This window comes from Streptosporangium sp. NPDC051023 (assembly GCF_040689595.1).
Classification (GTDB): Bacteria; Actinomycetota; Actinomycetes; order Streptosporangiales; family Streptosporangiaceae; genus Streptosporangium.
On sequence record NZ_JBFBCE010000023.1, the window covers coordinates 86018 to 111419 of the forward strand.

Annotated in this window: 27 protein-coding genes and 3 tRNA genes; 17 read left to right on the forward strand and 13 right to left on the reverse strand. The window is 69.9% G+C overall.

All coding sequences use genetic code 11. The features are described 5' to 3' along the window. Positions 1-60 precede the first annotated feature (60 nt). Genes AB0395_RS17490 through AB0395_RS17515 form a run of 6 tightly spaced genes read right to left on the reverse strand, consistent with a single transcriptional unit; the run spans position 61 to position 2830 of the window. A complete protein-coding gene (locus tag AB0395_RS17490) occupies positions 61-645 on the reverse strand; it encodes a hypothetical protein (RefSeq protein WP_366281685.1) in 585 nt (194 codons plus the stop codon). A gap of 5 nt (positions 646-650) precedes the next feature. Beyond that, positions 651-1409, reverse strand: a complete 759-nt coding sequence (locus AB0395_RS17495; RefSeq protein WP_366281687.1) for a DUF6286 domain-containing protein — start codon at positions 1407-1409, stop codon at positions 651-653. Then, positions 1406-1972, reverse strand: coding sequence for an Asp23/Gls24 family envelope stress response protein (locus tag AB0395_RS17500; protein ID WP_366281689.1), 567 nt, complete (start codon positions 1970-1972; stop codon positions 1406-1408). Before AB0395_RS17500 ends, AB0395_RS17495 begins: the two co-directional genes overlap by 4 nt. Further along, a complete protein-coding gene (locus tag AB0395_RS17505) occupies positions 1969-2157 on the reverse strand; it encodes a hypothetical protein (RefSeq protein ID WP_366281691.1) in 189 nt (62 codons plus the stop codon). The genes AB0395_RS17500 and AB0395_RS17505 overlap by 4 nt, the downstream gene beginning before the upstream one ends. Continuing rightward, on the reverse strand, positions 2154-2420 hold the full coding sequence (locus AB0395_RS17510) for a hypothetical protein (RefSeq protein WP_366281692.1): 267 nt from the start codon (positions 2418-2420) through the stop codon (positions 2154-2156). The genes AB0395_RS17505 and AB0395_RS17510 overlap by 4 nt, the downstream gene beginning before the upstream one ends. Next, on the reverse strand, positions 2417-2830 hold the full coding sequence (locus tag AB0395_RS17515) for an Asp23/Gls24 family envelope stress response protein (RefSeq protein WP_366281749.1): 414 nt from the start codon (positions 2828-2830) through the stop codon (positions 2417-2419). Before AB0395_RS17515 ends, AB0395_RS17510 begins: the two co-directional genes overlap by 4 nt. Positions 2831-3157: 327 nt before the next feature. On the opposite strand from AB0395_RS17515, the gene AB0395_RS17520 reads away from it, so the two are divergent. Next, entirely contained in the window at positions 3158-3934 is a 777-nt protein-coding gene (locus tag AB0395_RS17520; protein ID WP_366281694.1) for a fumarylacetoacetate hydrolase family protein, read from the forward strand. Between the two features lie 28 nt (positions 3935-3962). Continuing rightward, a complete protein-coding gene (gltX, locus tag AB0395_RS17525; protein WP_366281751.1) occupies positions 3963-5303 on the forward strand; it encodes a glutamate--tRNA ligase in 1341 nt (446 codons plus the stop codon). Here gltX and AB0395_RS17530 read toward each other — a convergent pair. Next, the gene (locus tag AB0395_RS17530) at positions 5250-6536 is read right to left on the reverse strand and encodes an MATE family efflux transporter (protein WP_366281696.1); all 1287 of its coding nucleotides are present in this window, start codon (positions 6534-6536) and stop codon (positions 5250-5252) included. The genes gltX and AB0395_RS17530 overlap by 54 nt on opposite strands. 55 nt (positions 6537-6591) lie before the next feature. On the opposite strand from AB0395_RS17530, the gene AB0395_RS17535 reads away from it, so the two are divergent. Further along, positions 6592-7125: a PadR family transcriptional regulator gene (locus AB0395_RS17535; protein WP_366281698.1), complete on the forward strand. Its 534-nt coding sequence runs from the start codon at positions 6592-6594 to the stop codon at positions 7123-7125. A 72-nt stretch (positions 7126-7197) separates the two neighbouring features. On the opposite strand, the gene AB0395_RS17540 is transcribed toward AB0395_RS17535, so the two are convergent. Next, positions 7198-9174 (reverse strand): M3 family metallopeptidase, encoded by a 1977-nt coding sequence (locus AB0395_RS17540; protein ID WP_366281700.1) that lies wholly within the window; start codon positions 9172-9174, stop codon positions 7198-7200. 262 nt (positions 9175-9436) lie between these two features. Between AB0395_RS17540 and AB0395_RS17545 the strand changes: the two genes are divergently transcribed. The 5 genes from AB0395_RS17545 (at position 9437) to AB0395_RS17565 (ending at position 11748) form a co-directional block, all read left to right on the forward strand. Next, positions 9437-9508: transfer RNA gene (locus AB0395_RS17545), tRNA-Gln, on the forward strand. A gap of 62 nt (positions 9509-9570) precedes the next feature. Continuing rightward, positions 9571-9646: transfer RNA gene (locus AB0395_RS17550), tRNA-Glu, on the forward strand. A 15-nt stretch (positions 9647-9661) separates the two neighbouring features. Beyond that, positions 9662-9734 (forward strand) — tRNA-Glu (locus tag AB0395_RS17555). 141 nt (positions 9735-9875) lie between these two features. Then, the gene (locus tag AB0395_RS17560; RefSeq protein ID WP_366281701.1) at positions 9876-10841 is read left to right on the forward strand and encodes a TlpA disulfide reductase family protein; all 966 of its coding nucleotides are present in this window, start codon (positions 9876-9878) and stop codon (positions 10839-10841) included. 31 nt (positions 10842-10872) lie between these two features. After that, positions 10873-11748 carry an SGNH/GDSL hydrolase family protein gene (locus AB0395_RS17565; RefSeq protein ID WP_366281702.1) on the forward strand — a complete coding sequence of 292 codons (876 nt, stop codon included), beginning with the start codon at positions 10873-10875 and terminating at the stop codon, positions 11746-11748. A 25-nt stretch (positions 11749-11773) separates the two neighbouring features. On the opposite strand, the gene AB0395_RS17570 is transcribed toward AB0395_RS17565, so the two are convergent. Together AB0395_RS17570 and AB0395_RS17575 are read right to left on the reverse strand one after the other, a co-directional pair. Continuing rightward, complete coding sequence (locus AB0395_RS17570) at positions 11774-13519, reverse strand: hypothetical protein (protein WP_366281703.1); 1746 nt, start codon at positions 13517-13519, stop codon at positions 11774-11776. A gap of 51 nt (positions 13520-13570) precedes the next feature. Beyond that, a complete protein-coding gene (locus AB0395_RS17575; protein ID WP_366281704.1) occupies positions 13571-14287 on the reverse strand; it encodes an IclR family transcriptional regulator in 717 nt (238 codons plus the stop codon). Positions 14288-14355: 68 nt separating this feature from the next. Between AB0395_RS17575 and leuC the strand changes: the two genes are divergently transcribed. The 4 genes from leuC (at position 14356) to AB0395_RS17595 (ending at position 17011) form a co-directional block, all read left to right on the forward strand. Continuing rightward, complete coding sequence (leuC, locus tag AB0395_RS17580; protein WP_366281705.1) at positions 14356-15735, forward strand: 3-isopropylmalate dehydratase large subunit; 1380 nt, start codon at positions 14356-14358, stop codon at positions 15733-15735. 12 nt (positions 15736-15747) lie between these two features. Further along, positions 15748-16335, forward strand: coding sequence for a 3-isopropylmalate dehydratase small subunit (gene leuD / locus AB0395_RS17585; protein WP_366281707.1), 588 nt, complete (start codon positions 15748-15750; stop codon positions 16333-16335). Further along, positions 16314-16568, forward strand: a complete 255-nt coding sequence (locus AB0395_RS17590; RefSeq protein WP_366281708.1) for a hypothetical protein — start codon at positions 16314-16316, stop codon at positions 16566-16568. Before leuD ends, AB0395_RS17590 begins: the two co-directional genes overlap by 22 nt. 143 nt (positions 16569-16711) lie before the next feature. Beyond that, positions 16712-17011: an HU family DNA-binding protein gene (locus AB0395_RS17595; RefSeq protein WP_366281709.1), complete on the forward strand. Its 300-nt coding sequence runs from the start codon at positions 16712-16714 to the stop codon at positions 17009-17011. Positions 17012-17260: 249 nt separating this feature from the next. Here AB0395_RS17595 and AB0395_RS17600 read toward each other — a convergent pair whose 3' ends face one another. Both AB0395_RS17600 and AB0395_RS17605 read right to left on the reverse strand, forming a co-directional pair. Then, positions 17261-17512, reverse strand: a complete 252-nt coding sequence (locus AB0395_RS17600) for a hypothetical protein (RefSeq protein ID WP_366281711.1) — start codon at positions 17510-17512, stop codon at positions 17261-17263. 126 nt (positions 17513-17638) lie between these two features. Further along, a complete protein-coding gene (locus AB0395_RS17605) occupies positions 17639-18451 on the reverse strand; it encodes a TetR/AcrR family transcriptional regulator (protein ID WP_366281713.1) in 813 nt (270 codons plus the stop codon). A 213-nt stretch (positions 18452-18664) separates the two neighbouring features. Here AB0395_RS17605 and AB0395_RS17610 point away from each other — a divergent pair, with 213 nt between their 5' ends. After that, positions 18665-20122 carry an MFS transporter gene (locus AB0395_RS17610; protein ID WP_366281715.1) on the forward strand — a complete coding sequence of 486 codons (1458 nt, stop codon included), beginning with the start codon at positions 18665-18667 and terminating at the stop codon, positions 20120-20122. Between the two features lie 87 nt (positions 20123-20209). Here AB0395_RS17610 and cofC read toward each other — a convergent pair whose 3' ends face one another. Further along, positions 20210-20896: a 2-phospho-L-lactate guanylyltransferase gene (gene cofC / locus AB0395_RS17615; RefSeq protein ID WP_366281716.1), complete on the reverse strand. Its 687-nt coding sequence runs from the start codon at positions 20894-20896 to the stop codon at positions 20210-20212. A 67-nt stretch (positions 20897-20963) separates the two neighbouring features. On the opposite strand from cofC, the gene AB0395_RS17620 reads away from it, so the two are divergent. The 4 genes from AB0395_RS17620 to AB0395_RS17635 all read left to right on the forward strand — a co-directional run bounded on the left by AB0395_RS17620 (position 20964) and on the right by AB0395_RS17635 (position 25366). Next, positions 20964-21677, forward strand: coding sequence for a lysophospholipid acyltransferase family protein (locus AB0395_RS17620; protein ID WP_366281718.1), 714 nt, complete (start codon positions 20964-20966; stop codon positions 21675-21677). A 20-nt stretch (positions 21678-21697) separates the two neighbouring features. After that, positions 21698-22708, forward strand: coding sequence for an NAD(P)H-dependent glycerol-3-phosphate dehydrogenase (locus AB0395_RS17625; RefSeq protein ID WP_366281720.1), 1011 nt, complete (start codon positions 21698-21700; stop codon positions 22706-22708). Positions 22709-22838: 130 nt separating this feature from the next. Beyond that, complete coding sequence (locus tag AB0395_RS17630; RefSeq protein ID WP_366281721.1) at positions 22839-24206, forward strand: aminotransferase class I/II-fold pyridoxal phosphate-dependent enzyme; 1368 nt, start codon at positions 22839-22841, stop codon at positions 24204-24206. Positions 24207-24256: 50 nt separating this feature from the next. Next, entirely contained in the window at positions 24257-25366 is a 1110-nt protein-coding gene (locus AB0395_RS17635; RefSeq protein ID WP_366281722.1) for a D-alanine--D-alanine ligase family protein, read from the forward strand. Positions 25367-25402 lie beyond the last annotated feature (36 nt).

A 25402-nucleotide genomic window follows, 5' to 3' on the forward strand; every position in this document is an offset into this window, starting at 1 on the left:
CCGCCTCCCCCTCACGAGCAACCCGACCAAGAAATCCACCCGAGGAATCCGTCCAGGCAACTATCTGACCCTGCGGGAGTGCGACGGGCCCTCCAGGCTGACCCTGGCGATGGCGGGTACATGGTCCCGTTCCAGGGTCTGGCGCATATGCGGGATGGCGTAGCCGCTGAGCTGTTCGCGGACCGCGCTCATCGGGGCCTTCTCGTCGGCGACCACGCGCAGCCGTACGGCGGGGTGTTCCTTCGTGCCGATCATCGAGGCGCTGGCGCTCAGGATCGCTGGGTGGGAGCCGACCTCGTCGGCGATCGCGTTGGCGACGGTTGAGGTGCGGACGTCGGTGATCCCGCCCGAGCCGCTCTCCAGGCGGAAGTCGCCCAGCCTGTCGCGCCGTCCCTGGACCAGTAGCCAGCGCAGTCCGAACAGGGCGAGCACGATCGCCGCCGCGGCGATCACCCACCACAGCCACGGGTCGTAGCGGGCGAAGACCGCCCGTACCGGGTCATTGACCAGCGGTTCCCCGCCGGGGGCCATGGTCTGTGGCAGGGCGTGCGCGCCGCGGGCGAGCGTGTAGCCACCGAGGAGTGTCAGCAGCAGCCCCATGATGAGCAGTCCCAGCCTGTTGCCCCGCCCCGTCTTCCTGTCCATGGTGATCACTTTCCTCGCAGGTTCACGCGTACGGGATAGTCCTTCAGCGGGCCGAGCGCGGCGATCCGCTCGACCACGGTCCGCTGTACGGCCTCGACCAGCCCGGCGGGTTCCCGCAGCGGGCTGTGGGCCGTCACCTCGGCGGTCTTGCCCCGGAGTCTCACCCGGGCGTGGTCGATCCCGGGCACCTGTTCCGCCGCGTGGGCCAGGGCGCGGGTGAAGCTCCTCGGCTGCATGCCGATGATCAAATCGGGATCTCCGGTCCTGACCGGGATGAGCCTCGGCCGTCCCGGCACGATGGCGAGCAGCACCAGCAGCAGGCCGAGCGCGGTGATCACGCCCGCGCCCAGCAACACCCCCGGATCGTCCCATGTGGTCGAGGACGCCCAGGCGAGCAGGCGGTCGTACGGTATCCAGCGCAGCGGGCGGCCGAGCAACGCGGAGATCACCTCCGCGGCCACGACGACGCCCGCCACGGTCATCAGCGCGGCGGTGATCACAGCGGGGACCACCCGGCGCGGACGGAAGGCCCTGACCGCCGCCCTGTCCGCTCTGGGATTCCTCGGAACCCGCGGGGCGACGGGCGGCGTGGTCGCCTCCGCGACCTCCGCGCCGGGTGCGGTCGGAGTCTCAGGGGCGGGACCCGTCCCGGAGACAGGATCCGGGACGGGCCTTTCCCCCGAGGTGGGGACTGGCGGGCCGGGAAGAGGGACGGTGTCCTCCTCCGAGGCGGGGACCGGTGGTTCCGAGGGAGGGAGGGTCATCCTTCGTCCTCCTGTGAGGCGGGGACCGCTCCGGGGATGTCGGTGTCGCCGGCCTGGGAGGAGGGAGCCGCTCCGGTCGTGTGGGTGTCGTCCTCCTGTGAGGCGGGGACCGCTCCGGTCACGTCGATGTCGATCTGGCCGACGGTCAGACCGGTCAGCGCGCGGACGCGTTCGCCGACGTGCCGCCGGATCTCCTCGGCCATCCGCAGAAGCGGGGCCGGATACTCCACGGACACCTCAAGCTCCAGCAGGGCGAGGCCTCCGTCGACGGTGGCGTGGGTGTGTCCCCCGAAGGTCAGCGGCCCCCGCTCGCGGACCTCACGCACCCGCGCCACCTCCCCGGCCGCACGGGCCGCGATGCGCGAGACGACCCGCGCGGGGATGTCCGTCCTGCCCCGCAGCTCCGCCGGTACGGCGGTCCGTACGGGCGGGGCGGTCCCGGACGGCCACGACGCCGGAGCCGTGCCTGAAGGGGAGACGCTCCCGGCCCGCTGCGTGGGGAGGCCGGGTACGCCGGCGGACGTCTCCGCGGACGTGGGGTGGTGTTCGACCGGTGTGGTCATCGTCGCCTCGGGGCCAGCCGTGACACGTCGATCTCGCCGCCCTCCGCGATGCGACCGATGAGGAAGCCGACGGCGCCCAGGACGAGCACCAGCAGGAAGGCGCCGAGGCCGCCGAAGGCCGCCGCGAAGCCCAGCGCGGTGCCGACGGACAACCCCATCACCGACCAAATTGGGAACTGGTTCATTGCATACCTCCGATATGCACGTTCACGGCCCGATCGCCCACCAGTGGCGCGAGTGCGGCCCGCACCTCGTCGGCGATCTCCGGCAGCGGCCGTCCCGGCTGGACGACGACGGAGACCTCGACCTCGTCCTCGCGCAGGGCGACGCCGGAAACCCGTTCTCCCGGCAGGTAGGTCGCCACGGTCCCGAAGGGGCCACCGGACAGGTCGGCCACGTCGGGGCAGCGCCGTACGGCCTCTGCTATCTCGTGCGCGAGCTCGCTCACTGGACGCGCGGCCCCGCCTCGGCCTGGTCCGTCCTGCCCCCGCCCTCTCTGTCCTGCTCGGGCAGGTGGACGTCGTCTACCTTGATGTTGACCTCGGTGACCTCGAGTCCGGTCATGCGCTCGACCCCCGTGATCACATTGCGGCGCACCGAGGCGGCGAGGTCGGGGATGGCCACGCCGTACTCGACCACCAGGTCGAGGTCGACGGCCGCCTGCCGTTCGCCCACCTCGACGGACACGCCCTGCGTCGCGGTGCTCTTGTCGCCGCCGACCATGCCGCGGACCGCGCCCAGCGCTCGTGCGGTACCGACACCCATGTTGTAGACGCCGGAGACCTCCCTGGCCGACAGGCCCGCGATCTTCGCCACGACTCCGCTGTCGATGCTGGTGGTCCCCTTGGGGGTCACCAGGCCCCCCTGGCCCGTGGCGACGTCGGTCCGAGCCCGCGGCGCCGGGTTCTCTGGCCTGTTCACCGTGTTGGCTTCGGTCACGTCGATTCCCTCCCCCGAGGGGAAGACGTTCTGCTTCCCCGGAAGTTTCCTATGGCTCCTAATACCCCCCATATGAACAGCAATCAGCACATACTGCTTCTTAGGGCAAGCCTTTGTGTGAGCGTTTGGGGATTTTAGTGATCTTTTTGGATATATGTGCTTTATGCGTGCTTCGTGGTGTTTGGTGGGGTGTTCGGCGCTGACGGGACGGTCCGGTGGGACCCGGGGCCCGACTAGCCTTGTCATGTGCGTATAGCGAGGTTCTCCACAGGTGAGGGTGTCGGCTTCGGCGTGGTCGAGGGCGGGCCAGGCGAAGAGTTCATCTCGGCGATCTCTGGGCATCCGTTCGGCCCGATCCAGCTCACCGGCGAGCGTCACTCGCTCTCGCAGGTCAAGCTGGTCGCGCCCATGCTGCCCAGCAAGGTCGTCGCGATCGGCAAGAACTACGCCGACCATGTCCGCGAGATGGGCGGAGACGTCCCCGACGAGCCGCTGGTCTTCCTCAAGCCGTCCACCTCGGTGATCGGCCCAGGAGAGGCCATCGCCTACCCGGTCGGGCTGAGCAGCAGGGTCGACTACGAGGGTGAGCTGGCGGTGGTCATCGGCAGGCTCTGCCGGGAGGTCCCCGCCGAGCGGGCCCACGAGGTCATCTTCGGTTACACCTGCGCCAACGACGTCACGGCGCGGGACCTGCAGAAGAAGGACGTGCAGTTCACCCGGGCGAAGGGCTTCGACACCTTCTGCCCGCTCGGCCCGTGGATCCAGACCGAGCTGGACGCCGCCGACGTGGGCATCACCACGACGGTCAACGGCGAGGTCAGGCAGAGCTCCCACACCTCCAAGCTCATATACGACATCCCCGCGCTGATCGCTCACGTGAGCGCGGTCATGACCCTGATCCCCGGTGACGTCATCCTGACCGGGACACCCGAAGGGGTCGGCCCGCTGGACGTCGGCGACGAGGTCAGCGTCGCCATCGAAGGAATCGGCACTCTCACCAACCGGGTGGTCTCCCGTGATTAGGGTTCGTTTCGCTCCGTCCCCCACCGGCATGTTCCACGTCGGCGGCGCTCGTTCCGCGCTGTTCAACTGGGCGCTGGCCGAACAGGCCGGGGGCAGGTTCGTGCTGCGCATCGAGGACACCGACGCCGCGCGCAACCGCCCCGAGTGGACGGAGGGCATCATCTCCGCGCTGGCCTGGATCGGCATCAACGGCGACAACCCGGTCTTCGAGGGGCCCTACTTCCAGTCGGCCTACGAGGAGCAGCACCGGGAGGCGATCGCCAAGCTGGCCGCGGACGGCCGCGCCTACTACTGCACCTGCACCCGCGACGAGGTGAAGGCCCGCACCGGCTCCGAGCACCAGGGCTACGACGGCTTCTGCCGCGACCGGGGCCTGACCGAGGGCGCGGTGCGTTTCCGCACCCCCGACGAGGGCGTCACCGTGATCGAGGACCTGGTCCGCGGCACGGTCGAGTTCCCCAACAACGCGATGGAGGACTTCGTCATCGCGCGGGCCGACGGCTCCCCGCTGTTCGTCCTCGCCAACGTGGTCGACGACGTCGAGATGCGCATCAGCCACGTGGTCCGCGCCGAGGAGCACCTGTCGAACACGCCGAAGCAGCAGCTGCTCTGGGAGGCGCTCGGCGTGACTCCGCCCGTGTGGGCGCACGTGCCGGTCATCGTCAACGAGAAGCGCCAGAAGCTCTCCAAGCGCCGGGACAAGGTCGCGCTGGAGTCCTACCGCGACGAGGGCTACCTCGCCGAGGCGATGGTCAACTACCTGATGCTGCTCGGCTGGGGGACCGGCGAGGACAGGGAGATCATGCCCTGGTCGGAGATGATGCCGAGGTTCAAGCTGGAGGACGTCAATCCGTCCCCCGCCTTCTTCGACGAGAAGAAACTGCGCGCCTTCAACGGCGAGTACATCAGGGCGCTGCCGCTTGAGACCTTCATCGCCCGTTGCGAGCCCTGGCTCGAGCCCGACTGGGACCGTGAGACCTTCGCCAAGGTCGCCGAGCTGGCCCAGACCCGCCTCGCGGTCCTGTCCGAGATCACGGCGAACGTCGACTTCCTCTTCCTGCCCGAGCCTGTCTTCGACCAGGCGTCGTGGGACAAGGCCATGAAGACCTCCGCCGTGGAGATCCTCACCGGCTACCTCGCCCGTCTTGAGACGGTCAACATGGACCCCGAGTCGCTCAAGGTGGCGCTTGAGGAGGTCGGTGCCGAGCACGGCCTCAAGCTCGGCAAGGCGCAGGCCCCGGTCCGGGTGGCGATCACCGGGCGGACCGTCGGCCTGCCGCTGTTCGAGTCGATCGAGGCGCTCGGCAGGGAGCGCTCAGTCGACCGGATCCGCGCCGCGCTCGCCAGGCTCGAGGACGCCCGAGCCTGAGCCGGGGCGAGACCGGTTCGGGCGCGCCGAGGGCGTCGCCGTCAACAGAGCAAGCACGGCTCCCGCCGCCATCGCCAGCCAGACCCCGGTGACACCCACCAGGGAGCCGAGCGCGTAGGCGGCGGGAAGCTGGAGCGCGAAACCCGCCAGGGTGGCGACCAGCAGCCTGCCGCCCCTCCCGCTCGCCTGGAGCACCCCGCCCACGGCGATCAGGCCGCCGAAGGGGACGAGATACAGCGGCATCCAGCGCAGGAAGTCGGTGGCCGTCGCGGCCACCGAGGGGTCCTGGGTGAACAGGCCCGTCACGACCGGCGCGGTGAGGGCCAGCACCGCGGCGACGGCCAGCCCCGCCAGCAGGCCGTACCCGAGGGCGGGTCCCGCGTCGCCTGAGCGGGCCGTTTGGATCATCGTGGCTTGGCGGAGCGCGTAGAAGGCCATCACCCCGGCCAGCATGATCTTCATGCCGATGCCGTAACCGGCCAGGGACGCGACCCCGAACCCGCCGACCACCTCCACCGTGAGCATGCCGACGAGCGCCCTGGCCAGGAAGTCCCCCGACATGGGCAGGCCGATGCGGACGATCTCCAGAGCGTCGGCGCGGCTCGCGCCCGCCCGTGAGTCACGGGGCACCCGCCGTACGAGGAGGGTCAGGGACACGGCGAGCGCGGCCACGCGGGCCGCGACCGTCGCCCAGGCCGCGCCCTGGATCCCGAAGTCGAGCCCGTAGATGAACAGCGGGTCCAGGGCGGCCACCAGCGCGTTGCAGAGCAGCGCGGCGCGCATGGGAGTCCTGGTGTCCCCGCGCCCCTTGAAGATCCCGTCAGCGAGCGTCTGGGCGTAGAAGACGGGGATCCCGGCCAGGGAGACCAGATAGAAGTCCGCGGTCAGGCTCGCCGTCACCGCGTCGCCGGTGAAGAGATGGGCGAGCGGCTCCCGGAGCAGCACACCGGGGATCGCGACCGCCAGGCTCACGGCCGCCCACAGCAGCCATGCCGTACGGATCACCGGGGTGATCGGCTCCTGCCCGTCACGCCTGCCCACCAGAACGGTCGTCCCGGTTCCGACGGCGAGGACGACGCCGAGCGCGAGGTATTCGGTGGTGGTCGCGATCGTCACGGCGGCGACCGCCTGACCGCCGAGGCCGGAGACCCAGAACAGGTCGATCAGGCTGACCGCGACCACCGAGGTCAGCAGTTCCACATAGACGGGCAGGGCCAGGCGGATCAGTTTCACTTCATGCCTCTTTTCGAGTTATCTCGTTTAGAGGTATAGCGATACGATGCCGCCCATGGCAAGTGGCGACCTGACCCTGTCGATCCTGGGCCTTCTCGGTGAGGGGCCGATGCACGGCTATGAGCTCAAAAGCCGCATCCTCGAGCTGAGCGGTCACCTGCGGGCGGTCAGCGACGGCGCCCTCTACCCGGCGATCTCCCGTCTGGAGAAGGCCGGGCTGGTGGAGCGGCACGAGGAGGAGGGCGCGGGAGCGGCTCGCAGGCAGGTTCTCACCCTGACGGCGAAGGGAAGGCGAGAACTGCTGCGGCGGCTGGCGGAGCCCGCCGACCTCGACATCAGCGACCAGACCCGCTTCTTCGGCCTGCTGACCTTCCTGTCCCAGCTCCCCGACCGGGCGGCCCAGGCCGGGGTGCTCCGCCGCCGCCTCGACTTCCTGGAGACCCCGGCGGGATTCTTCTACCAGGACGGCAGGCCGCTACGTGCGGAGGAGGTCTCCGACCCCTTCCGCCAGGGCATGCTGCTGGTCGCCAGGGCCACAGGCACCGCAGAGAAACAGTGGCTGCGCCAGACCATCAAATCCCTGGACTGAGGAGCGAAGGAGCGACGAGGGAAGACGCCGGCACTGGGGCGCCCAAGCCCGCGACGCCGCCAGGCGGCGCAATCAGCAGAGCCCGCGGCGCTCCAGCAGCGGTTCGATGCGCGGGTCGCGGCCCCTGAAGTCGCGGAAGGCGTCCATCACGTCCATGGAGCCGCCCACTGACAGCAGGGTCGACCGGAAGTGGTCGCCGTTCTCGCGCCTGAGGCCGTCGTTCTCCTTGAACCACTCGACGCTCTCCGCGTCCAGCACCTCGCTCCAGATGTAGGAGTAGTAGCCGGCGCTGTAGCCGCCGACGCCGCTGGAGAAGATGTGTGCGAAGTAGTTGGTCCGGTAGCGCGGGCGGACCAGCTCGAAGGCGATCCCCGCGCGTTCCAGGGCCTCCGCCTCGAACGCCTCGGCGTCCTCGACGGTCTGGCCGGGGGCCAGCCTGTGCCAGGCCCAGTCGAGCAGCGCCGCGGCGAGATACTCCACGGTCGCGAAGCCCTGGTTGAACTTCTCCGCGGCCTTCATCTTCTCCAGCAGTTCGGCGGGCACCGGCTCGCCGGTCTCGTGGTGCCTGGCGAAGTTGGCGAGGACCGAGGGCCAGGTCACCCACATCTCGTTGACCTGGGAGGGGTACTCCACGAAGTCCCTGGGCACCTCGGTGCCGGAGACCCGGGGGAAGCGGACGTCGGAGAACAGGCCGTGCAGGGCGTGGCCGAACTCGTGGAAGGCGGTGGTGACCTCGTCGAAGGTCAGCAGCGTCGGGCCCTGCGAGGGCTTGGTGACGTTGAGGTTGTTCATCACCACCGGCAGGTCGCCGAACAGGTGCGACTGATCCACGAGGTTGTTCATCCACGCGCCGCCGCGTTTGGTGGGCCGCGCGTAGGGGTCGAACAGGAACAGGCCGAGCTGCGAGCCGTCGGCGTCGAACACCTCGAAGACCCGAACGTCCGGGTGATAGCCGGACAGGTCGTCCCGCGCGGTGAAGGTGACCCCGTACAGCTCGCCCGCGGCGTGGAAGACGCCGTCCCGCAGCACCCGGTTCAGCTCGAAGTACGGCCGCAGCTCGGCGCCGTCGAAGTCATAGCGTGACTTGCGCACCTTCTCCGCGTAGAACGACCAGTCCCACGGCTCGATGGGGAAGCCGGCCTGTTCCGCCAGTGCCTCGGCCTCCCGGCGGGCGTTGGCGACCGCGGGGCCGACCAACTTGCCGAGCATCTCCTCGACGGCTTCTGTGGTCTTGGCCGTCTGGTCGGCGACGGAGTAGGCGGCGTGGTCGGGGTAGCCGAGCAGGGCGGCCCGTTCGGCGCGGAGTCCGGCGAGCCTGACGGCCAGGCCGAAGTTCTCCGGTGCCCGGTTCACCGACAGCTCGTACAGCTTCCTGCGGGTCTCCCGGTCGGTCAGTTCGGCGAGGGCGGGCTGGTTGGTGAAGTTGAGCAGCGGAAGGACGTATTCGCCGTCCTTCTCGATCGCCTCGATCGTGCTCTCCGAGAGCCCGTCGAGCTTCGCGGCGTCCTCGACGACCAGCGCGGAGGCGGTCGAGGCCTTCAGCAGGTTCTGGGAGAAGGCGGTGGCGATCCTGGTCAGCTCCTCGTTGAGCTCCCTGAGCCGCTGCTGCTCGGTCTCGGTCAGGTCGGCGCCCGCCCTGACGAAGTCCACGCGGTACTTCTCCAGCAGCCACGCCTCCTCGGGGTCCTCGGTCGAGACCTGCTTGATCCGCTCGTAGAGCGGCCGGTTCAGCCGGATCGCGTCGCCGTGCTTGGTCAGCCTGGGGAAGATCTCCGTCTCGATCTCCCGGATGCGGTCGGTCGCATCCGAGGCGGCGACGCTGGAGAAGACGGTCGCCGTCCTGTGCAGGATCTGGCCGGAGAGCTCCAGCGCCTCGACGGTGTTCGCGAACGTCGCCGGGGCGGGGTCCGAGGCGATGGCCTCGATCTCCCGCAGTTGTTCGGCCATGCCGTGCTCGAAGGCGGGCAGGTAGTGCTCCTCCCGGATCTTCGCGAAGTCCGGCAACTTGTAGGGCAGCGTGCTGGGGGCGAAGAAGGGGTTCTCAGCCAAGGCGCGGGCTCCTCACGTGACGTTGGATCTCCTGCAGCAGCGTCGCACAGTGGCTCTCCCGAGGGCAGATGACGCCGCGGGGACAGCCGGTGGGCAGCTCCGGGACAGCTCCGGGACAGCTCTGAGACAGCGCCGGGACGACCCCGGAGCAGGGGCGGGACGCCGCCGGGATTGGGGGGCCGCCAATCGTTTTGGCCTTGGCCCCCAACCTGGGCTATTCTTTCGGAGTCGCCAGCGAGCCCCGCAAGGGGGTCAAGCGCGGTGGGGTATGGTGTAATTGGCAACACGGCTGATTCTGGTTCAGTTGTTCTAGGTTCGAGTCCTGGTACCCCAGCTGCAGCTCCTTAGGGAGCTGCTGCGGATTCCGTCTCACTGGAATCCGACGACAGTGTTCGCGGTCCCGTCGTCTAGTGGCCTAGGACGCCGCCCTCTCAAGGCGGTAGCGCCGGTTCGAATCCGGTCGGGACTACCACTGTCATCTTTGCAAGGCTCCGTCGTCTAGTGGCCTAGGACGCCGCCCTCTCAAGGCGGTAGCGCCGGTTCGAATCCGGTCGGGGCTACATGGGTGAACCCCCGGAAGCATCGGCTTCCGGGGGTTTTCTGTTTTTCTCGCCGAGAACCCCGTCCCGGGAATACCCCTTGGTTGGATAGCGTTGCTGCCCAACAGTTGGAGAGTGGTGCTATCTAGCGGGAGGTTGGCGATGGTCACTTTGCTGGCGGACGGGCGTGAGGAGAGCGTGGGCGCACTGGTCGTGCCGCACGGGACGACGATCCTCGGCTGGGAGCGCAAGCCGCACGGCTGGTGCAGGGGCGACGCGTGCATCCCGTCGTTCCGCGCTGCGGCCGCGGAGACCGAGCAGGGCGTTGACCTGGTCAAGTTCGCGGAGCTTCTCGGACGGCAGGCGGCGGTCGACCTGGAGGAGGGCGTGGTGGCGATCGGCGAGCCCGCCGAGTCCGAGCTCGACAGGGCCCCCGACTTCGGCCCGCTGCCCGGCCTGCGCGGCACCAAGGTCGCGCTGGTCTTCTGGGCGTCGTGGTGCGGCTGCCGCTACGACCTGCCCGCCTGGGAGGTTCTCCACCGCGAGCTGGGCGAGTACGGCTTCAGCGTGGTCAGCGTCTCCCTCGACCGCGCCCCCGAGGACGCAGCCGAGTGGCTCGCGGACGTCACCCACCCCGCGGTGGTCGACGCGGACGGGCGGATCGCCGAGCTGTACAACGTGATCAACGTGCCGACCGTCGTGTGGATCGACGAGGAGGGCCGGATCGCCAGGCCGCAGGACACCATGACCGCCACGGACACCTTCAGGTCGATGAACGGCCTGTCCTCTGAGCGGGCCGTCTCCGCCCTGCGCAGATGGGTGGTCGAGGGCGACGCGGGGACCACGACCAGGCGGCTGCTCCCCCCGACGGATGACGAGCGACGGGCCAGGCTGCACGCCAGGCTGGCCGCGTGGCTGTTCCGCCGCGACCGCAAGGAGGCGGCTGAGCGGCACCTCGCAACGGCCGCCGGGCTCGCCCCGCACGACCTGGCCATCCGCCGCGGCCTCATGCCGCTCAACGGCGTCGACCCCTTCGGCGAGGAGTACTTCAAGCTTCGCGAGGAGCTGGAGGAGGCGGGCGTCGCGATCTACCGGCCGCTGCCGGACTGGCACGAGGACGTCCGGTGACCGGTCTGCCGGACTGGCACGAGGACGTCCGGTGACCGGTCTGCCGGTACGGCTCGCCGCCCCCCTGACCCTTCTCCTGGCCCCCGTGCTGGCCGTCCAGGGGCTCAGGGTCCGGCGTGGGACGCCCAGGTTGCCCGAGGCCTCAGGGCCGCGCGCCGGGACGGTCCTGGGCCCTGGGCAAGGACCGAACCCGGCCTCGCCCCCCGGGCCGGTTCCGGGGCCGGTCTCCGGGCCGGTCTCCGGGCCGGTTTCGGGGGCGGTTTCAGGGCCGGTTTCGGGGCCGGTTTCGGGGCGAGGGTCGAGAGAGGCGCTCAGGGTGGCCGTGCTCGGTGAGTCGACGGCCGCGGGAGTCGGTGCCGAGACCCACGAGGAGGGGCTGGCCGGCTGCCTGGCGCGGGCGCTGGCCGTACGGGCCGTGCGGCCGGTGCGCTGGCAGGTGGTGGCCAGGAGTGGCATCAACACCCGCACGACCGCCGCCGAGCTGGTCCCGCTGCTCGAAGCCGCGGACGCGGTCGTGGTCGCGCTCGGGGTCAATGAGCTTCTCGAACTCAACCGGCCACTCCGGTTCGGGCACCAGCTCCGCGGGCTGGTGGGGGCCGTAAGAGAGCGGATTCCCGGCGTGCCGATCCTGATGGCGGGCATGCCGCCGGTGAGCCGCTTCCCCGCGCTGCCGCAGCCGCTCAGGACGGTCATGGGTCTGCGTGCGCGAGCCCTCGACCGGGTCATCCGTGAGGTCGCGGCGGGCGCGGACGGTGTCACGCACGTGGCCGTCGACGTCCCCGTCGAGCTGGCGGGCTTCTTCGCGAGGGACGGCTTCCATCCCTCCGCGATGGGATACGAGGCGTGGGCCGAAGGACTGGCCACCGCCCTGTCAGAGATCCTGGCGGACGCCCGGGCCGTCGTCTGACGGCCCAGGCCACGCTGTCATCGCGTCAGTTGTGGCTTGAGCGGGCCTTGAACAGGGCTCGCTTGGCCGCCTTGCCGACCTGCTTGTCCGGGTGGGCCTTGCCGATCGCCTCCAGCAGCTCCTCCAGGTGGGGGTGCGGCACCTTCCAGATCACGTCGAGCAGGTTGACGAGGTTCGGCACGTTGCCGATGTCGTCCAGGCTGCTGACGAACTCGGGACGGCCGAGGCCGGCCGAGATGGTCAGCATGTCGAGGATCAGCCAGTGGGTGTCCGCCTGGGTCGGCGGGGGAGCGTCCTCGACGCCGAGCTGGGCCAGGTGCGTCGCCGCGTAGGGGCGCAGGGACGGCTCGGCGAGGGCGTCCTGCCACGCGGGCACCGCGATCTCGCCGAGTGAGCCGACCATGCTGGCCGCCTGCACCCTGACGAGGGCGTCCGCGTCGTCCTCCGCCGCCGCCTCGAGCAGCTCCTTGGCCGCCTTGTCGGGCTCACGCAGCTCCATCCAGGCGGCGAACTCGGCGTCCGCCTCCTCCTCGGGCAGCTCCGCGCTGAAGGAGAGCAGGTCCAGAGCCGTCATCGCGTCGATGGCGGGGCGGGCGTCCAGCTCGATGTCGGCGTCGTCCGCCAGGTGGACGACGCCCTCCATGCCGAGCGGCGTCAGCCGTACCTGGTCATGCTCGACCTCGACCATGCCGTAACCGGCGAGCCAGTCGAGCACGGGGGTGAGCGGGTCGCCGTACTGCGCGACCGCGGCGGCCCAGGCCTCCGCGCCCTGCTCGTCGTACTCGGAGACGGCTTCCGCCAGCTCGGTACGGAGGTCGGCGAGCGCCTTCGAGCCGGTTGCCAGGAGCACCCTGACCAGCAGCGCCCTGGTGAGTCCTGAGAGGGCGATCGTGGCGTCCTCGTCCTCGAGCTCGGGGTCGCCGTAGTCGATCGAGTGCAGACCGGCCAACCAGGCGTCCAGGACGTCGTCGTCCTCCTCGAACGGCCACTCGGCCGTGTCGGCGTCGGCGCTGACGGTGTCCTCGCCCTCCGGCTGGAGGAAGTCCAGGTCGATCGCGAGGTTCCAGATATTCCAGAGCGCGGGCACGGAGTCGGCCAGCGACTTGCCGTCCGTCTTGGGAACGGGGAGCCCGAGGGCGCCCAGGGCCTCGGTGATCTCGGAGTCGGTGAGCAGGCTCGTCTCGCCGACCTGGCGCTCGGAACCGACCCACACCGCGAGATCGCGGGCCTTGGTGATCAACCTGACCTGCCGGGCGGCGGAGGCCAGCTCGGAGTCGGGACGGAGCCGGATCGTGGACAGCTCCGCGAGCTCGTCCGCGAACGGCTCGAAGTCCCCCAGCCCGTCGGCCTCGTCCTCCTCGTCCTCTTCGTCCTCGTATTCGTCCTGCTCGGCGACGAGGTCCTCCATCGTGTCGACGAAGTCGTCTTCGAGATGGTCCAGTTCGGCGAGCAGATCCTCAAGCGAGGCGGAGCCCTTGGCCAGCCTTCCCGTCTCGGAAAGGAAGGTCAGATAGGCGCGGACCGCGGGCACCATGCCGTCGGCGGCGGCGTCCGGGTCCTCGACGACCTGGGGGATCCGCTCGAGCAGCACCGTGCGCAGGTCATCCTGCTTCCACCGGCCAACGTCGGTGGAGGCGATCAGCCGGTGCCACAGGGCGACGGGGCCGATCAGATTGGAATCGCTGTCGGGCGCGTTCTCACGCGCCCACAGGATGAAGTTTTGGAGCAGGGGACGCAGTTCAGCGGCGGCTGCCTCGATGCGATCTGTCACCTACCCAGCCTAGGGGGCCGCAAGGGTGCTCGCCTCCCCATATCGCGCGGCTCAGTTCGAGCGTCGCATCGATTCGGTGATCCGCTCGGCGGCGGTGACCACGGGAGCGGCGTGCAGCCGTCCCGGTGTGCGGGTCAGGCGCTCGATCGGGCCCGAGACGGAGACCGCCGCGACGACCTTGCCCCCAGTCCCCCTGATCGGCGCGGAAACGCTGGCCACGCCCTGCTCGCGCTCGCCGACGCTGTGCGCCCAGCCCCTGCGGCGAACGCTGGCCAGCGTCGCCGCGGTGAACTTGGCCCCGCGCAGGCCCCGGTGCAGGCGGTCGGGCTCCTCCCAGGCCAGTAGGATCTGCGCCGCAGACCCGGCGAGCATCGGCAGGGCGGAACCGACGGGAACGGTGTCGCGCAGCCCGCTGGCGCGCTCGGCGGCCGCGACGCACACCCGCTCGTCACCCTGGCGCCGGTACAGCTGGGCGCTCTCGCCGGTCAGGTCCCGCAGCTGGGTCAGCACCGGAACGGCGACGGCGAGCAGCCTGTCCTCGCCCGCGGCCGTCGACAGCTCGGACAACCGGGGGCCCAGCACGAATCGTCCCTGTGTGTCGCGGGAGACGATGCGGTGGTGCTCCAACGCGACGGCGAGCCGGTGAGCCGTCGGCCGGGCCAGGCCCGTGGCCTGGACGAGCTGGGCGAGGGACGCCGGACCGGCTTCAAGGGCGTTGAGCACGAGAACGGCCTTGTCGAGTACGCCGACTCCGCTAGAGTTGTCCATACACCGATACTGCCGTCTCGACATATGAGAAAGCAAGTGGGTGCGGGAAGCGATCGCAAGGAGGCGACATGGGCCGCACGCTGGCGGAGAAGGTCTGGGAGCAGCACGTGGTACGACGTGCGGAGGGAGAGCCCGACCTGCTCTATATCGACCTGCACCTCATCCACGAGGTGACCAGCCCGCAGGCGTTCGACGGCCTGCGCATGGCGGGGCGTCCCGTCCGGCGGCCCGATCTCACGATCGCCACCGAGGACCACAACGTCCCGACCGTGCTCGGCCCGATCACCGACGTGGTCTCCCGCACCCAGGTCGAGACGCTGCGTAAGAACTGCGCCGAGTTCGGCCTCAGGCTGCACCCGATGGGCGACGCGGGCCAGGGAGTCGTGCACATCATCGGCCCGCAGTTCGGTCTGAGCCAGCCGGGCATGACGATCGTCTGTGGCGATTCTCACACCTCGACCCACGGCGCGTTCGGCGGCATCGCCTTCGGCATCGGCACCTCCGAGGTCGAGCACGTGCTGGCGACCCAGACGCTGCCCGCGTACCGTCCGAAGACGATGGCCATCGAGGTCTCGGGCGAGCTGCCCGTCGGGGTCACCGCCAAGGACCTGATCCTGGCGATCATCGCCAAGATCGGCACCGGCGGCGGGCAGGGCTACATCGTCGAGTACCGCGGCGAGGCCATCCGCAAGCTCTCCATGGAGGGCCGGATGACCGTGTGCAACATGTCGATCGAGGCGGGCGCCAGGGCGGGCATGATCGCCCCCGACGAGACCACCTTCGAGTACCTGAAGGGACGTCCCCACGCCCCCGCGGGCGACGACTGGGACGCCGCGGTCGAGTACTGGAAGTCGCTGGCGACCGACGAGGACGCCGTCTTCGACACGATCGTGGAGATCGACGCCTCGGCCCTGACCCCGTTCGTCACCTGGGGAACCAACCCGGGCCAGGGCGCCCCGCTGGGCAGCGCCGTACCGGACCCGCAGGACACCGACGACCCGGCGGCGGCCACCCGTGCGCTGGAGTACATGGGCCTGACCGCCGGCACCCCGCTCCGCGAGGTCGAGGTGGACACCGTCTTCGTCGGCTCCTGCACCAACGGCCGTCTGGAGGACCTGCGGGCCGCCGCCGAGGTGCTGCGCGGACGCCAGGTCGTCACCCGCACGCTGATCGTCCCCGGCTCGATGCTGGTCAAGCTCCAGGCCGAGCAGGAGGGGCTGCACGAGGTGTTCAAGGCCGCGGGCGCCGAGTGGCGCGAGGCGGGCTGCTCGATGTGCCTGGGCATGAACCCCGACACCCTCGCTCCCGGGGAGCGCAGCGCCTCGACGTCCAACCGCAACTTCGAGGGGCGCCAGGGCAAGGGTGGCCGTACCCACCTGGTCTCTCCGCAGGTCGCCGCAGCGACCGCCGTCACCGGCAAACTGACCGCGCCCGCCGACCTGGCCTAGGAGATCTCAACGATGGAAGCCTTCACCGTCCACACCGGCCAGGCCGTACCGCTGCGCCGCAGCAATGTCGACACCGACCAGATCATCCCCGCCGTCTGGCTCAAGCAGGTCAGCCGGACCGGTTTTGAGAAGGGCCTGTTCTCCGCCTGGCGTGAGGACCCCGACTTCGTCCTGAACAACCCCGTTTATGAGGGCGCCTCGGTTCTCGTCGCGGGACCCGACTTCGGCACCGGCTCCTCACGCGAGCACGCGGTCTGGGCCCTGCAGCAGTACGGCTTCCGCGCCGTGATCGCGGCCCGTTTCGCCGACATCTTCCGTAATAATTCCACCAAGATGGGCCTGCTCCCGGTGGTCCTTCCTGCGGCCACGGTCGAGGCGCTGCAGACCGCGGTCGAGGCCGACCCCACTCTGGAGGTCACCGTCGACCTGGCGGAACGCCAGGTGCGTTGGGCGGGGGAGAGCGCCGGTTTCGAGATCGACGACTACACCCGCTGGCGGCTGATGGAGGGGCTCGACGACATCGGTCTGACCCTCCGCAACGCCGATGACATCGAGACATACGAGAATGGTCGGCAGCCATGGCTGCCGACGACCGTCTGACACGTTCAGAAGACGAGCTGGCGCGGCGGTTGCGCGATGCGCACCGCCGCGTCCGTGCGTTGCCCCTTCCCCCGGCACAGCGGGAACGCCTCGCCAGACGCCTGCTTTCGATCTGTGACCTCGCCAAACGCGATCTTCCCCATGCAGCGGGGCGTCTTGATTTATTCCTTCTCGACCTTGATGCTCTGGTTTCAGATACGCCAAGTGCTGGAAACATTGCGGAAGGTGATTGAGTCATACGGCTCCGTCCCTTAATTTCAAGCGGGCAAGGGGTTTCTCGCTCTGTTGAGACCTCAGGCCGTGACAAATCGGGTGAGACGGGCTATGTGCCTCAAGACCCACTCCCAGACATCGGTAAGCAGGGGGAGCAACCTTTATGAACAAGAAGGAACTCGTCGACGCGATCGCGGATCGGGTGGGCGACAGGAAAACCGCCACCGAGGCCGTGAACGCGGTGCTCGACGCCATCCAGAAGGCCGTCGCCAGCGGGGACAAGGTCTCCATCACCGGCTTCGGCGCCTTCGAGATGGTGCACAAGCCCGCCCGCTCGGCCAGGAACCCTTCGACCGGCGCGGAGATCAAGGTCGCCGAGAGCTGGGGGCCCAAGTTCCGGCCAGGGTCGGACTTCAAGGAGCTCGTCAACGTGGAGGGAAAGAAGGCCGCGAAGAAAAAGTAGGGCCGTGCCCGGGCGCCAGGGTTCCCATCGCGGGGTCCTGGCGCCCGCCTGTGCCGACGGCGTTTCCGGTGGACGCCGGATCGCGGGCAGCGCGGCGGGCCCGGACATGGGGCGGTCAGGACCGGGGGCGGTCAGGACCGGGGTCAGGGCGCGGGGCGGTCAGGGCTTGAGGGACCTTGAGGGACCTTGAGGGGCCTTAAGGGGCAGGGCCCCGCCGGGGGCAGGATGCGGGACGGTCAGGGGGCCGGTTCAGGCGGGGGCCTGAGCGGGGGACGGGCCCTGGCCGGACGCCGAAGCGGAGCCCGGCGTGGGGAAGGTCGACAGCGTGATGTAGGTGATCCGGCCGTCGTCCACGACGATGTTCACCCGCTGTCCTGACCGGAGAAGCCGCAGCGGTCCCGCGTCGAACGCCGCCGCGTCGAACGGGATCTCGGTCCCGTCGTCCAAGTAGACCGATCCCGACCTGGTCTCCGCGTTGAAGATCCGTACCGTCGCCTGCACCTGATCAGCGTAACCCCTCGGAGAGCGCTCGGCCCGTCGCCGAGAGGTGAGGCGCGGGGAGGGCCGGGGACCTCTGCCGGGCCCCTCTGTGCCGGGGACCTCTGCCGGGCCTCTGCCGGGCCTCTGTCAGGCCTTCTGAGGGGCCTTCTGTGGCTCCTCCGCCGAAGCCGCCTCGGGAGGTGGGGCGGCCGTCCGCGCGTTCTCCGCGGCGAAGGACGCCAGACCCCGGATGATGATCTCGATGCCGAGATCGAACCGTTCGTCGTTTGATTTCTCCAGCAGGGTGCCCGAGAGCGCGACCAGGTTCGGGAAGCGGTCAGGCGGCAGATCCCTGAAATAGCTCTCGAGCGTCGCCTTGATCTTCTCCCAGGACTCCTCGTCCGACTCCTGGTCCCAGGCCCTGTCGGAGGACTCCTGCCGCCTGCTCTCCCACATGCTCTCCTCGAGGGCGAACCCGTTCATGAAGGTGGAGATCACGTCGCCCGCGGCGCCCGCGAGGCGATCGGGGAGGGCGCCCGCGCGGAAGATGCCGATGAGCCGGTCCAGATGGGGCAACGCCTCGGCGCTGAAGGGGAACCCGGCCATCGCGATCCTGGCCATGTCGCGGTGCTCGTGCAGCTTCGCCCGTCCCGTGCGGGCGTACTCCCTGACCTGCTCGCGCCAGTGCTCCGGGTCCGGCTCCGGCGGGTTCCAGTCACGGAACATCCGCAGGTACATCAGTTCGAGGAGCTCGTCCTTGCTGCTGACGTGGGCGTAGAGGGCGGAGACCGCGACACCGAGCTCGGCCGCGACCTGACGCATGCTGAGCTTGTCGTGGCCGACCCGGTCGAGCACCGTGTAGGCGGCATCGACGATCCGGTCACGGGTGAGCGGGATCCGGGCGGGGCCCGGTCTCCGGCGCGACCGCTCCCAGGGCAGCACGGGCAGCTCGTCACTCATGAAATCAGTGTAACGCCATGGTGAACAGTGCTCACCATGGCGAACGTCGCTCATTTTCACGACATATCTTGTTTTTGGCGATGGATGCGACATATCTTAAGAACACCGCACTATCCGGCGAACAGTGTTCGTTCACAGAACGCTGCTCATGTATAGTGAACGCTGTTCATCAGAGATTGAGTCATCTTCCCAGACCACATGAGGAGACCCCCCATGACCACCGGTGTGACAGCCACAGTCCAACCGGCGGCCGAGCCGGCCGCCTATCGGTGGCGCTGGGCCGCGCTCTTCGTGATCCTGCTCGGCGAGGTGATGGACCTCCTCGACGCCATGGTCACCAACATCGCGGGCCCCACCATCCGGACCGAACTCGGCGGTAGCGCCGCCACCATCCAGTGGCTCGGCGCCGCCTACACCCTCTCGATGGCGGTCGGCCTGATCACCGGCGGCAGGCTCGGTGACATCTTCGGCCGCAGGCGGATGTTCGTCATCGGCGCGGCCGGGTTCACCCTGGGCTCGCTGCTGTGCGCGGTCGCCCAGACGCCCGAGCTGCTCATCGGCGCACGGGTCCTGCAGGGCCTGTTCGGCGCGGTCATGCTGCCGCAGGGGCTCGGCATGATCAGGGAGATGTTCCCGCCGAAGGAGATGGGCGCGGCGTTCGGCCTGTTCGGGCCGATCATGGGCCTGTCCACCGTGGGAGGCCCGATCCTGGCCGGATGGCTGATCGACGCCGACTTCTTCGGCACGGGCTGGCGCATGATCTTCCTGATCAACCTGCCGCTCGGCCTGGCCGCCGTCCTCGCGGGGCTGCGTTTCCTGCCCGAGTCGCGCTCGCCGCACCCGCTCAAGCTCGACGTCCCGGGTGTGATCCTGGCCTCCCTCGCCGGCCTGCTGCTGGTCTTCCCGCTGGTCCAGGGCAGGGAGAGCGACTGGCCCCTCTGGTCGTTCCTCATGATGGGCGCCTCCGCCGCCGTCTTCGTGTTCTTCGGCTGGTTCGAGGCGCGCAAGAGCAGAGCGGGCGGTGACCCGCTGATCGTCCCCAGCCTCTTCCGCAAGCGGGCCTTCACCGGCGGCCTGGCGACCGGCCTGACCTTCTTCTCCGCCATGTCCGGCTTCGCGCTGGTGTTCAACCTCTACACCCAGCTCGGTCTCGGCTACTCGACGCTCCAGGCGGCCTTGGTGATGATCCCCTGGTCGCTGGGCATGGTCGCGGGCTTCGGGGTGGCGCAGGCGGTCGCCAGGTTCGGCCGCAAGGTCCTGCAGGGCGGCATCCTGGTCATGGCGCTCGGCACGATCGGCGTCCTGCTGACGATCACCCAGGCGGGCGCGGGCGTGACCGCCTGGCAGTTCGTCCCCGCGCTCGCGGTCACCGGGCTCGGCATGGGCCTGCTGATGGCGCCGTTCTTCGACATCATCCTGGCCGGCGTCGAGCAGCACGAGACCGGTTCGGCCTCGGGCACGCTGACCGCGATCCAGCAGCTGGGCGGGGCCGTCGGCGTCGCACTGCTCGGCACGGTCTTCTTCGACCAGTCGGGGGGCGCCCCGAGGCCCGACTTCATCGGCGCGGCGGGGACGGTCCTCTGGGTGGTCGCGGGGATGCTTCTGCTGACCTTCGTGACGGCCTTCCTGCTGCCGAAGCAGGCCCGTGAGGGGGAGAGCGCCGGACACTGACCTCGCAGCGGAGCCCTGCCCGCGGGGGCCCGCCGCTCAGGCCGGGAAACCGGAACCCGAGCGGCGGACATGGCGGGACCGGGCAGGTCAGGAAGGTGAGGGAGTCCCCCCTGTGGGGGACTCCCCGCTTATTTTCTCCACCATCGCCAGGGTGCGGGGGCCGACGCCGAGCGCGAGCGCGGCCCGCAGGTCGTCGGGGGTGTCCACGTCCCTCCGGATCGAGTCGATCCCGTCCAGGCAGAGCTCCTTCGCGCCGCGCCGCAGATGGCGCTCGCGCGACTCGCCGCCGAACCCCGGCGCGAACGGGACGCCGGGCCGTACGCCGTAGAAGGTCGTGCCGATCTCGGCGGCGTCAGGCAGGAACGCCTGGTCGAACTCGGCCGCGGCGGCGAGCACGAGAGCCAGCTCGACGGGGCGCAGCGCGGGCAGGTCGGCCTGGAGCGCACCTACGGCGTCCGTGGGCGCCAGCCGCGCCGCCTCGAGGGCTCCGTGGCGTAGCGCCGCGTTCAGCCCCGCCTCCGGGTCGCCGACGACGTGGGCACCGACCGCGGCGAGCGCCTCGGCGGCCACGGGATCGCCCGTCACGACCACGACCCGCGCGACCGCCGCGCAGCTCAGCGCCGCCTCGACGGTGTCACAGGCGATTGCGACGGCCAGCGCGGCCCGGTGCGGGCCCGCGGCTCTCGAGAGCCGGGTCTTGGCGGCGACCAATGTCTTGACCGGGACGACGAGGGTCCAGTCGGAACTCTGCGGAGCAGGCATAGCCTTAAGCATCCCGCCTCGACATCCCGTGCGGCCAACCGGGACACTTAGGGCGCACCCCACGCATATGGAGGAGCTCATGAGACGTCCTGGATGGCCTTCCCGGTTCTGGGTCGCCGTGGCCGTCACGATCGTCAAACCGATCTCGTGGCTCCTGGTCAAGAAGGACTGGCGCGGGACCGACCGCCTGCCCAGGGCGGGGGGGATCATCCTGGCGACCAACCACCTGTCATGGCTTGATCCCGTCCTGATCTCGCACTACCTCTACAACAACGGCCGCTGGCCGACGATCCTGGCCAAGTCGGGGCTCTTCTCCGTGCCGCTGCTCGGGCACATGGTGCGGGAGCTGATGGCCATCCCGGTCTACCGGGGAAGCGCGGACGCCGCCCGCTCGCTCGCCGAGTCCGAGCGCAGGATCGCCGACGGCGCCTGCGTGATGTTCTATCCCGAGGGCACCTGCACCCGCGACCCCGGGTTCTGGCCGATGGAGGGCAAGACAGGCGCGGCCAGGCTGGCCCTGGCGACCGGCGCGCCGGTGATCCCCGTCGCGCACTGGGGTGCCCAGGAGATCCTGCCCTACGGCAGCAAACGGCCGCGTCTCTGGCCGCGCAAGACCTTCCGCGTGCTGACAGGTCCGCCGGTCGACCTGTCGAAATACGAGGGGCAGCCCCTCCACGCCGACGTCCTGCGCGAGGCGACCGCCGACATCATGGCGGCGATCACGGCTCAGCTCGCCGAGTTGCGCGGTGAGAAGGCACCGGAGACGCCGTTCAAGAGACCTTCGGACAACTGACTTCGACGTACGGTGAGGAAATGACCAAGGCGGCTGTATTCGGCACAGGTTCGTGGGGCACGACCTTCGCGATGATCCTGGCGGGGGCGGGCGGCAAGACCGTCCTGTGGGGCAGGCGTCCCGAGGTCGTCGAGGCGATCGACCGCCGCCACGAGAACCCCGACTACCTGCCGGGTGTGAAACTGCCCGAGACCCTGCGCGCGACCACCGACCCCGCGGAGGCCCTGGATGGCGCCGACTTCGTCGTGCTCGCCGTCCCCTCCCAGACGCTGCGCGCGAACCTGACGGAGTGGAAGCCGGACCTGCCGCAGGACGCGGTGCTGGTCAGCCTGATGAAGGGCATCGAGCTCGGCACGACGAAACGCATGAGCGAGGTCATCTGCGAGGTCGCCGAGGTGCCCAAAGAGCAGGTCGCGGTGGTCTCCGGCCCCAACCTGGTCGGCGAGATCATCAGGGGCCAGCCCGCGGCGACCGTGGTCGCCTGCGCCGACGAGCGAGCCATGGAGCGGCTCCAGGAGGCCTGTCACCTGCCGCCGTGGTTCCGCCCCTACACCAATCCCGACGTCGTCGGGGTCGAGCTCGGCGGGGCGGTCAAGAACGTGATCGCCCTGGCCGTCGGCGTCGCCGCGGGCATGGGGCTCGGCGACAACGTCGGGGCGATGCTGATGACCCGCGGTCTCGCGGAGATCTCGCGTCTCGGCGCGGTGCTCGGTGCGGACCCGCACACCTTCGCCGGGCTCGCCGGGATGGGTGATCTCATAGCGACCTGTACATCCCCATTGTCCAGGAACCGTACCTTCGGTGAGAATCTTGGTCGGGGGATGACCCTGGCCGAGGTCGTCGCCGCGACGAAACAGACCGCCGAGGGGGTCAAATCCTGCGAGTCGGTTCTGGAACTGGCCAGAAAGCACGATGTCGAGATGCCGATCACGGAGGTGGTTGTGGCCGTCGTGCACGACGGGATGCCCCCCGCTGAGGCCGCGACCCTGCTGATGTCGCGGACCCTCAAGCCCGAACGGTACGGCGTTTGACCTCCTCTCCGACCTCGACGCCGAGGATTCCCAGCCATCCGACCCCATCGACGTTCCGAGGGAGGGAAGCGCCGTCGCTCTCCGGCCGCGGGATCGGAGCACCCCCGGCGCGGATCCGGTGAACCGACGCATGCGTAGACCGAACGGCGAGAACACCCGGTCGGTGCACCTGCCCGCCCCGGCGGAGCCCCGGCAGACCCCGCTCGGCCTGCCGGTGTGGCGCAGCTCCGCCTGGGGCTTCGCCGACTCGGCCGAGTACGCCGACGTGTGCGACGAGAAGAGCTCCGGCTTCGCCTACGGCCGGGTGGACAACCCGACGACCGCCGCCTTCGCCGCCGCGGTCGCCTCACTTGAGGGGGCGGCGGCGCCCAAGGACGTCGCCGGGCAGGCGTTCGCCTCGGGGATGGCCGCGATCAACGCGGTTCTGATGACCTTCCTGCGCGCGGGGGCGCACATCGTCGCTCCGATCCCGGTGTACGGCGGGACCTACTCGCTGATCACCAACGTGCTGTCCCGATTCGGCGTCACCGCGGGCTTCGCGGACTACAGCGACCTCAGCCGGGTGAACGCCGAGGTCAGGTCGAACACGAAGATCATCTATGCGGAGACCCTGTCCAATCCGACCATGGCCGTCGCCGACATCAGAGGCCTGTACCGGATCGCCCGCAGGGCGGGGGCGCTGCTTGTCGTCGACTCGACCTTCGCGACCCCGATCGTGTGCCGCCCGCTGGAACACGGCGCCGACCTGGTGATCCACTCCGCGACCAAATATCTCGGCGGCCACGACGACTGCAGCGGCGGCGTCGCGGTCGGCCGTCCCGACCTGATCGCGCAGCTGCGCGAGGTCCGCATCGACACCGGCGGCACGCTCTCTCCCGACGACGCGTTCCTGCTCCGCAGGGGCCTGGCGACCCTGCCGCTGCGGGTGCGCAGGATGTGCGCGACCGCGATGGTGTTCGCCGCCGCGGTGGCCAAGCATCCCGCGGTGCGCCGGGTCGACTACCCGGGCCTGCCGGGGCACCCTGGGCATCAGCTCGCCAGGCACCTGTTCGACTCGGGCCCTGAGGGGACCAGGTACGGCGCATGCGTGACGGTCACCCCGCACGGTGGCTACGAAGCGGGCGTGGCGCTGGCGGACGGCCTCAAGCTCGCCTCGATCGCCACGTCGGTCGGCGGAACCCAGACCAAGGCCACACATGTGGCCTCCACCAGCCACCCGCAGCTCGGTGAGGCCTCCGGGATCGACGCGGCCGCGGTCCGCTTCTCCATCGGCCTTGAGGACGCGGAGGATCTCATCGTGGACGTGACGAAGGCGCTCGACTCCCTGACCGCGCTGCTTGAGTCAGGGCCCGCGTCAGGGCCCGTGCGGGGACCCGTGCAGGGGCCCATGGCGGGCGGTGTGCCGGGGCACGGATCGGCGCGCCCGCCGGGGGCCGTTCCCGGGGCCGCGCCGGGGGCCAGGCCGGGGCGCGCCGCCGGGCCCGCGTCGGGCAGATAGGCGCGTCTGACAACGGGGATGACCCCCCAGAGAGGGTAGATTCGGTCATCATGAGCGAGCAGCAAGAAACCCGGCCGCGGGTTGCAATCGTCTTCGGTGGCCGCAACTCCGAGCACGCCGTCTCCATCCTTGGAGCCGGGAGCGTGCTGGAGGCCGTCGACCGGTCCAAGTACGAGGTCGTTCCCGTGGGGATCGCCCAGGATGGGCGGTGGGTGCTCGCCTCAGGCGACCAGCGCTACGCGATCGAGGACGGCGCGATGCCCGCCGTTGTCGCCGACGGGGCGGGACTGGCACTGCCGTCGGGCGGCGGTTCGCTGGTGGCCTACGACGCGGGCAGCATCCCGGTCGAGCTGGGCCAGGTGGACGTCGTCTTCCCCGTGATGCACGGCCCCTTCGCCGAGGACGGCACGATCCAGGGACTGCTGGAGATGGCCGGGGTCCGCTACGTCGGCTCCGGGGTGCTGGCCAGCGCGGTCGGCATGGACAAGGGCTACATGAAGATGGTGCTCGCCGCCTCCGGCCTGCCGGTCGGACCGTACGTGGTCATCCGCGACCGCGACTGGCGCACCGACCGCGAGCGCGTGCTCAAGGAGGTCGAGGAGCTCGGCTGGCCGGTCTTCGTCAAGCCCGCCCGCGCCGGGTCGAGCCAGGGCATCTCCAAGGCCAACGACCACCAGGAGCTCGAAAGGGCCGTCGAGTTCGCCCGCGAGCACGACCCGAAGGTGCTGGTCGAGGCCGCGATCGTGGGCCGGGAGATCGAGTGCGCCGTGCTGGAGTCGCCGGGCGACGAGGCTCCGCGCGCCAGCCTGCCCGGCGAGGTGCTCGTCCGTGGCGATCACGCGTTCTTCGACTTCGAGGCCAAGTACATCGGCAGCGACATGTCCCTGGCGGTGCCCGCCGACATCCCGGCCGAGGTGGCGGAGGACCTGCGCGCGATGGCCGTGCGCGCCTTCGAGGCGCTGGGGTGCGAGGGATTGTCCCGGGTCGACTTCTTCTACACCGAGGACGGCAGGCTGATCCTCAACGAGATCAACACGATGCCCGGCTTCACCTCGGTCTCGGTCGCGCCGCAACTGTGGGCCGCGACCGGCCTGCCCTACGCGGAGCTGGTCGACCGGCTGATCCAGCTGGCGCTGCGGCGTTCACCCGGCCTGCGGTAGTCGTCCTGTCCGCGGCGGGTGACCGGGCTGCCCCGA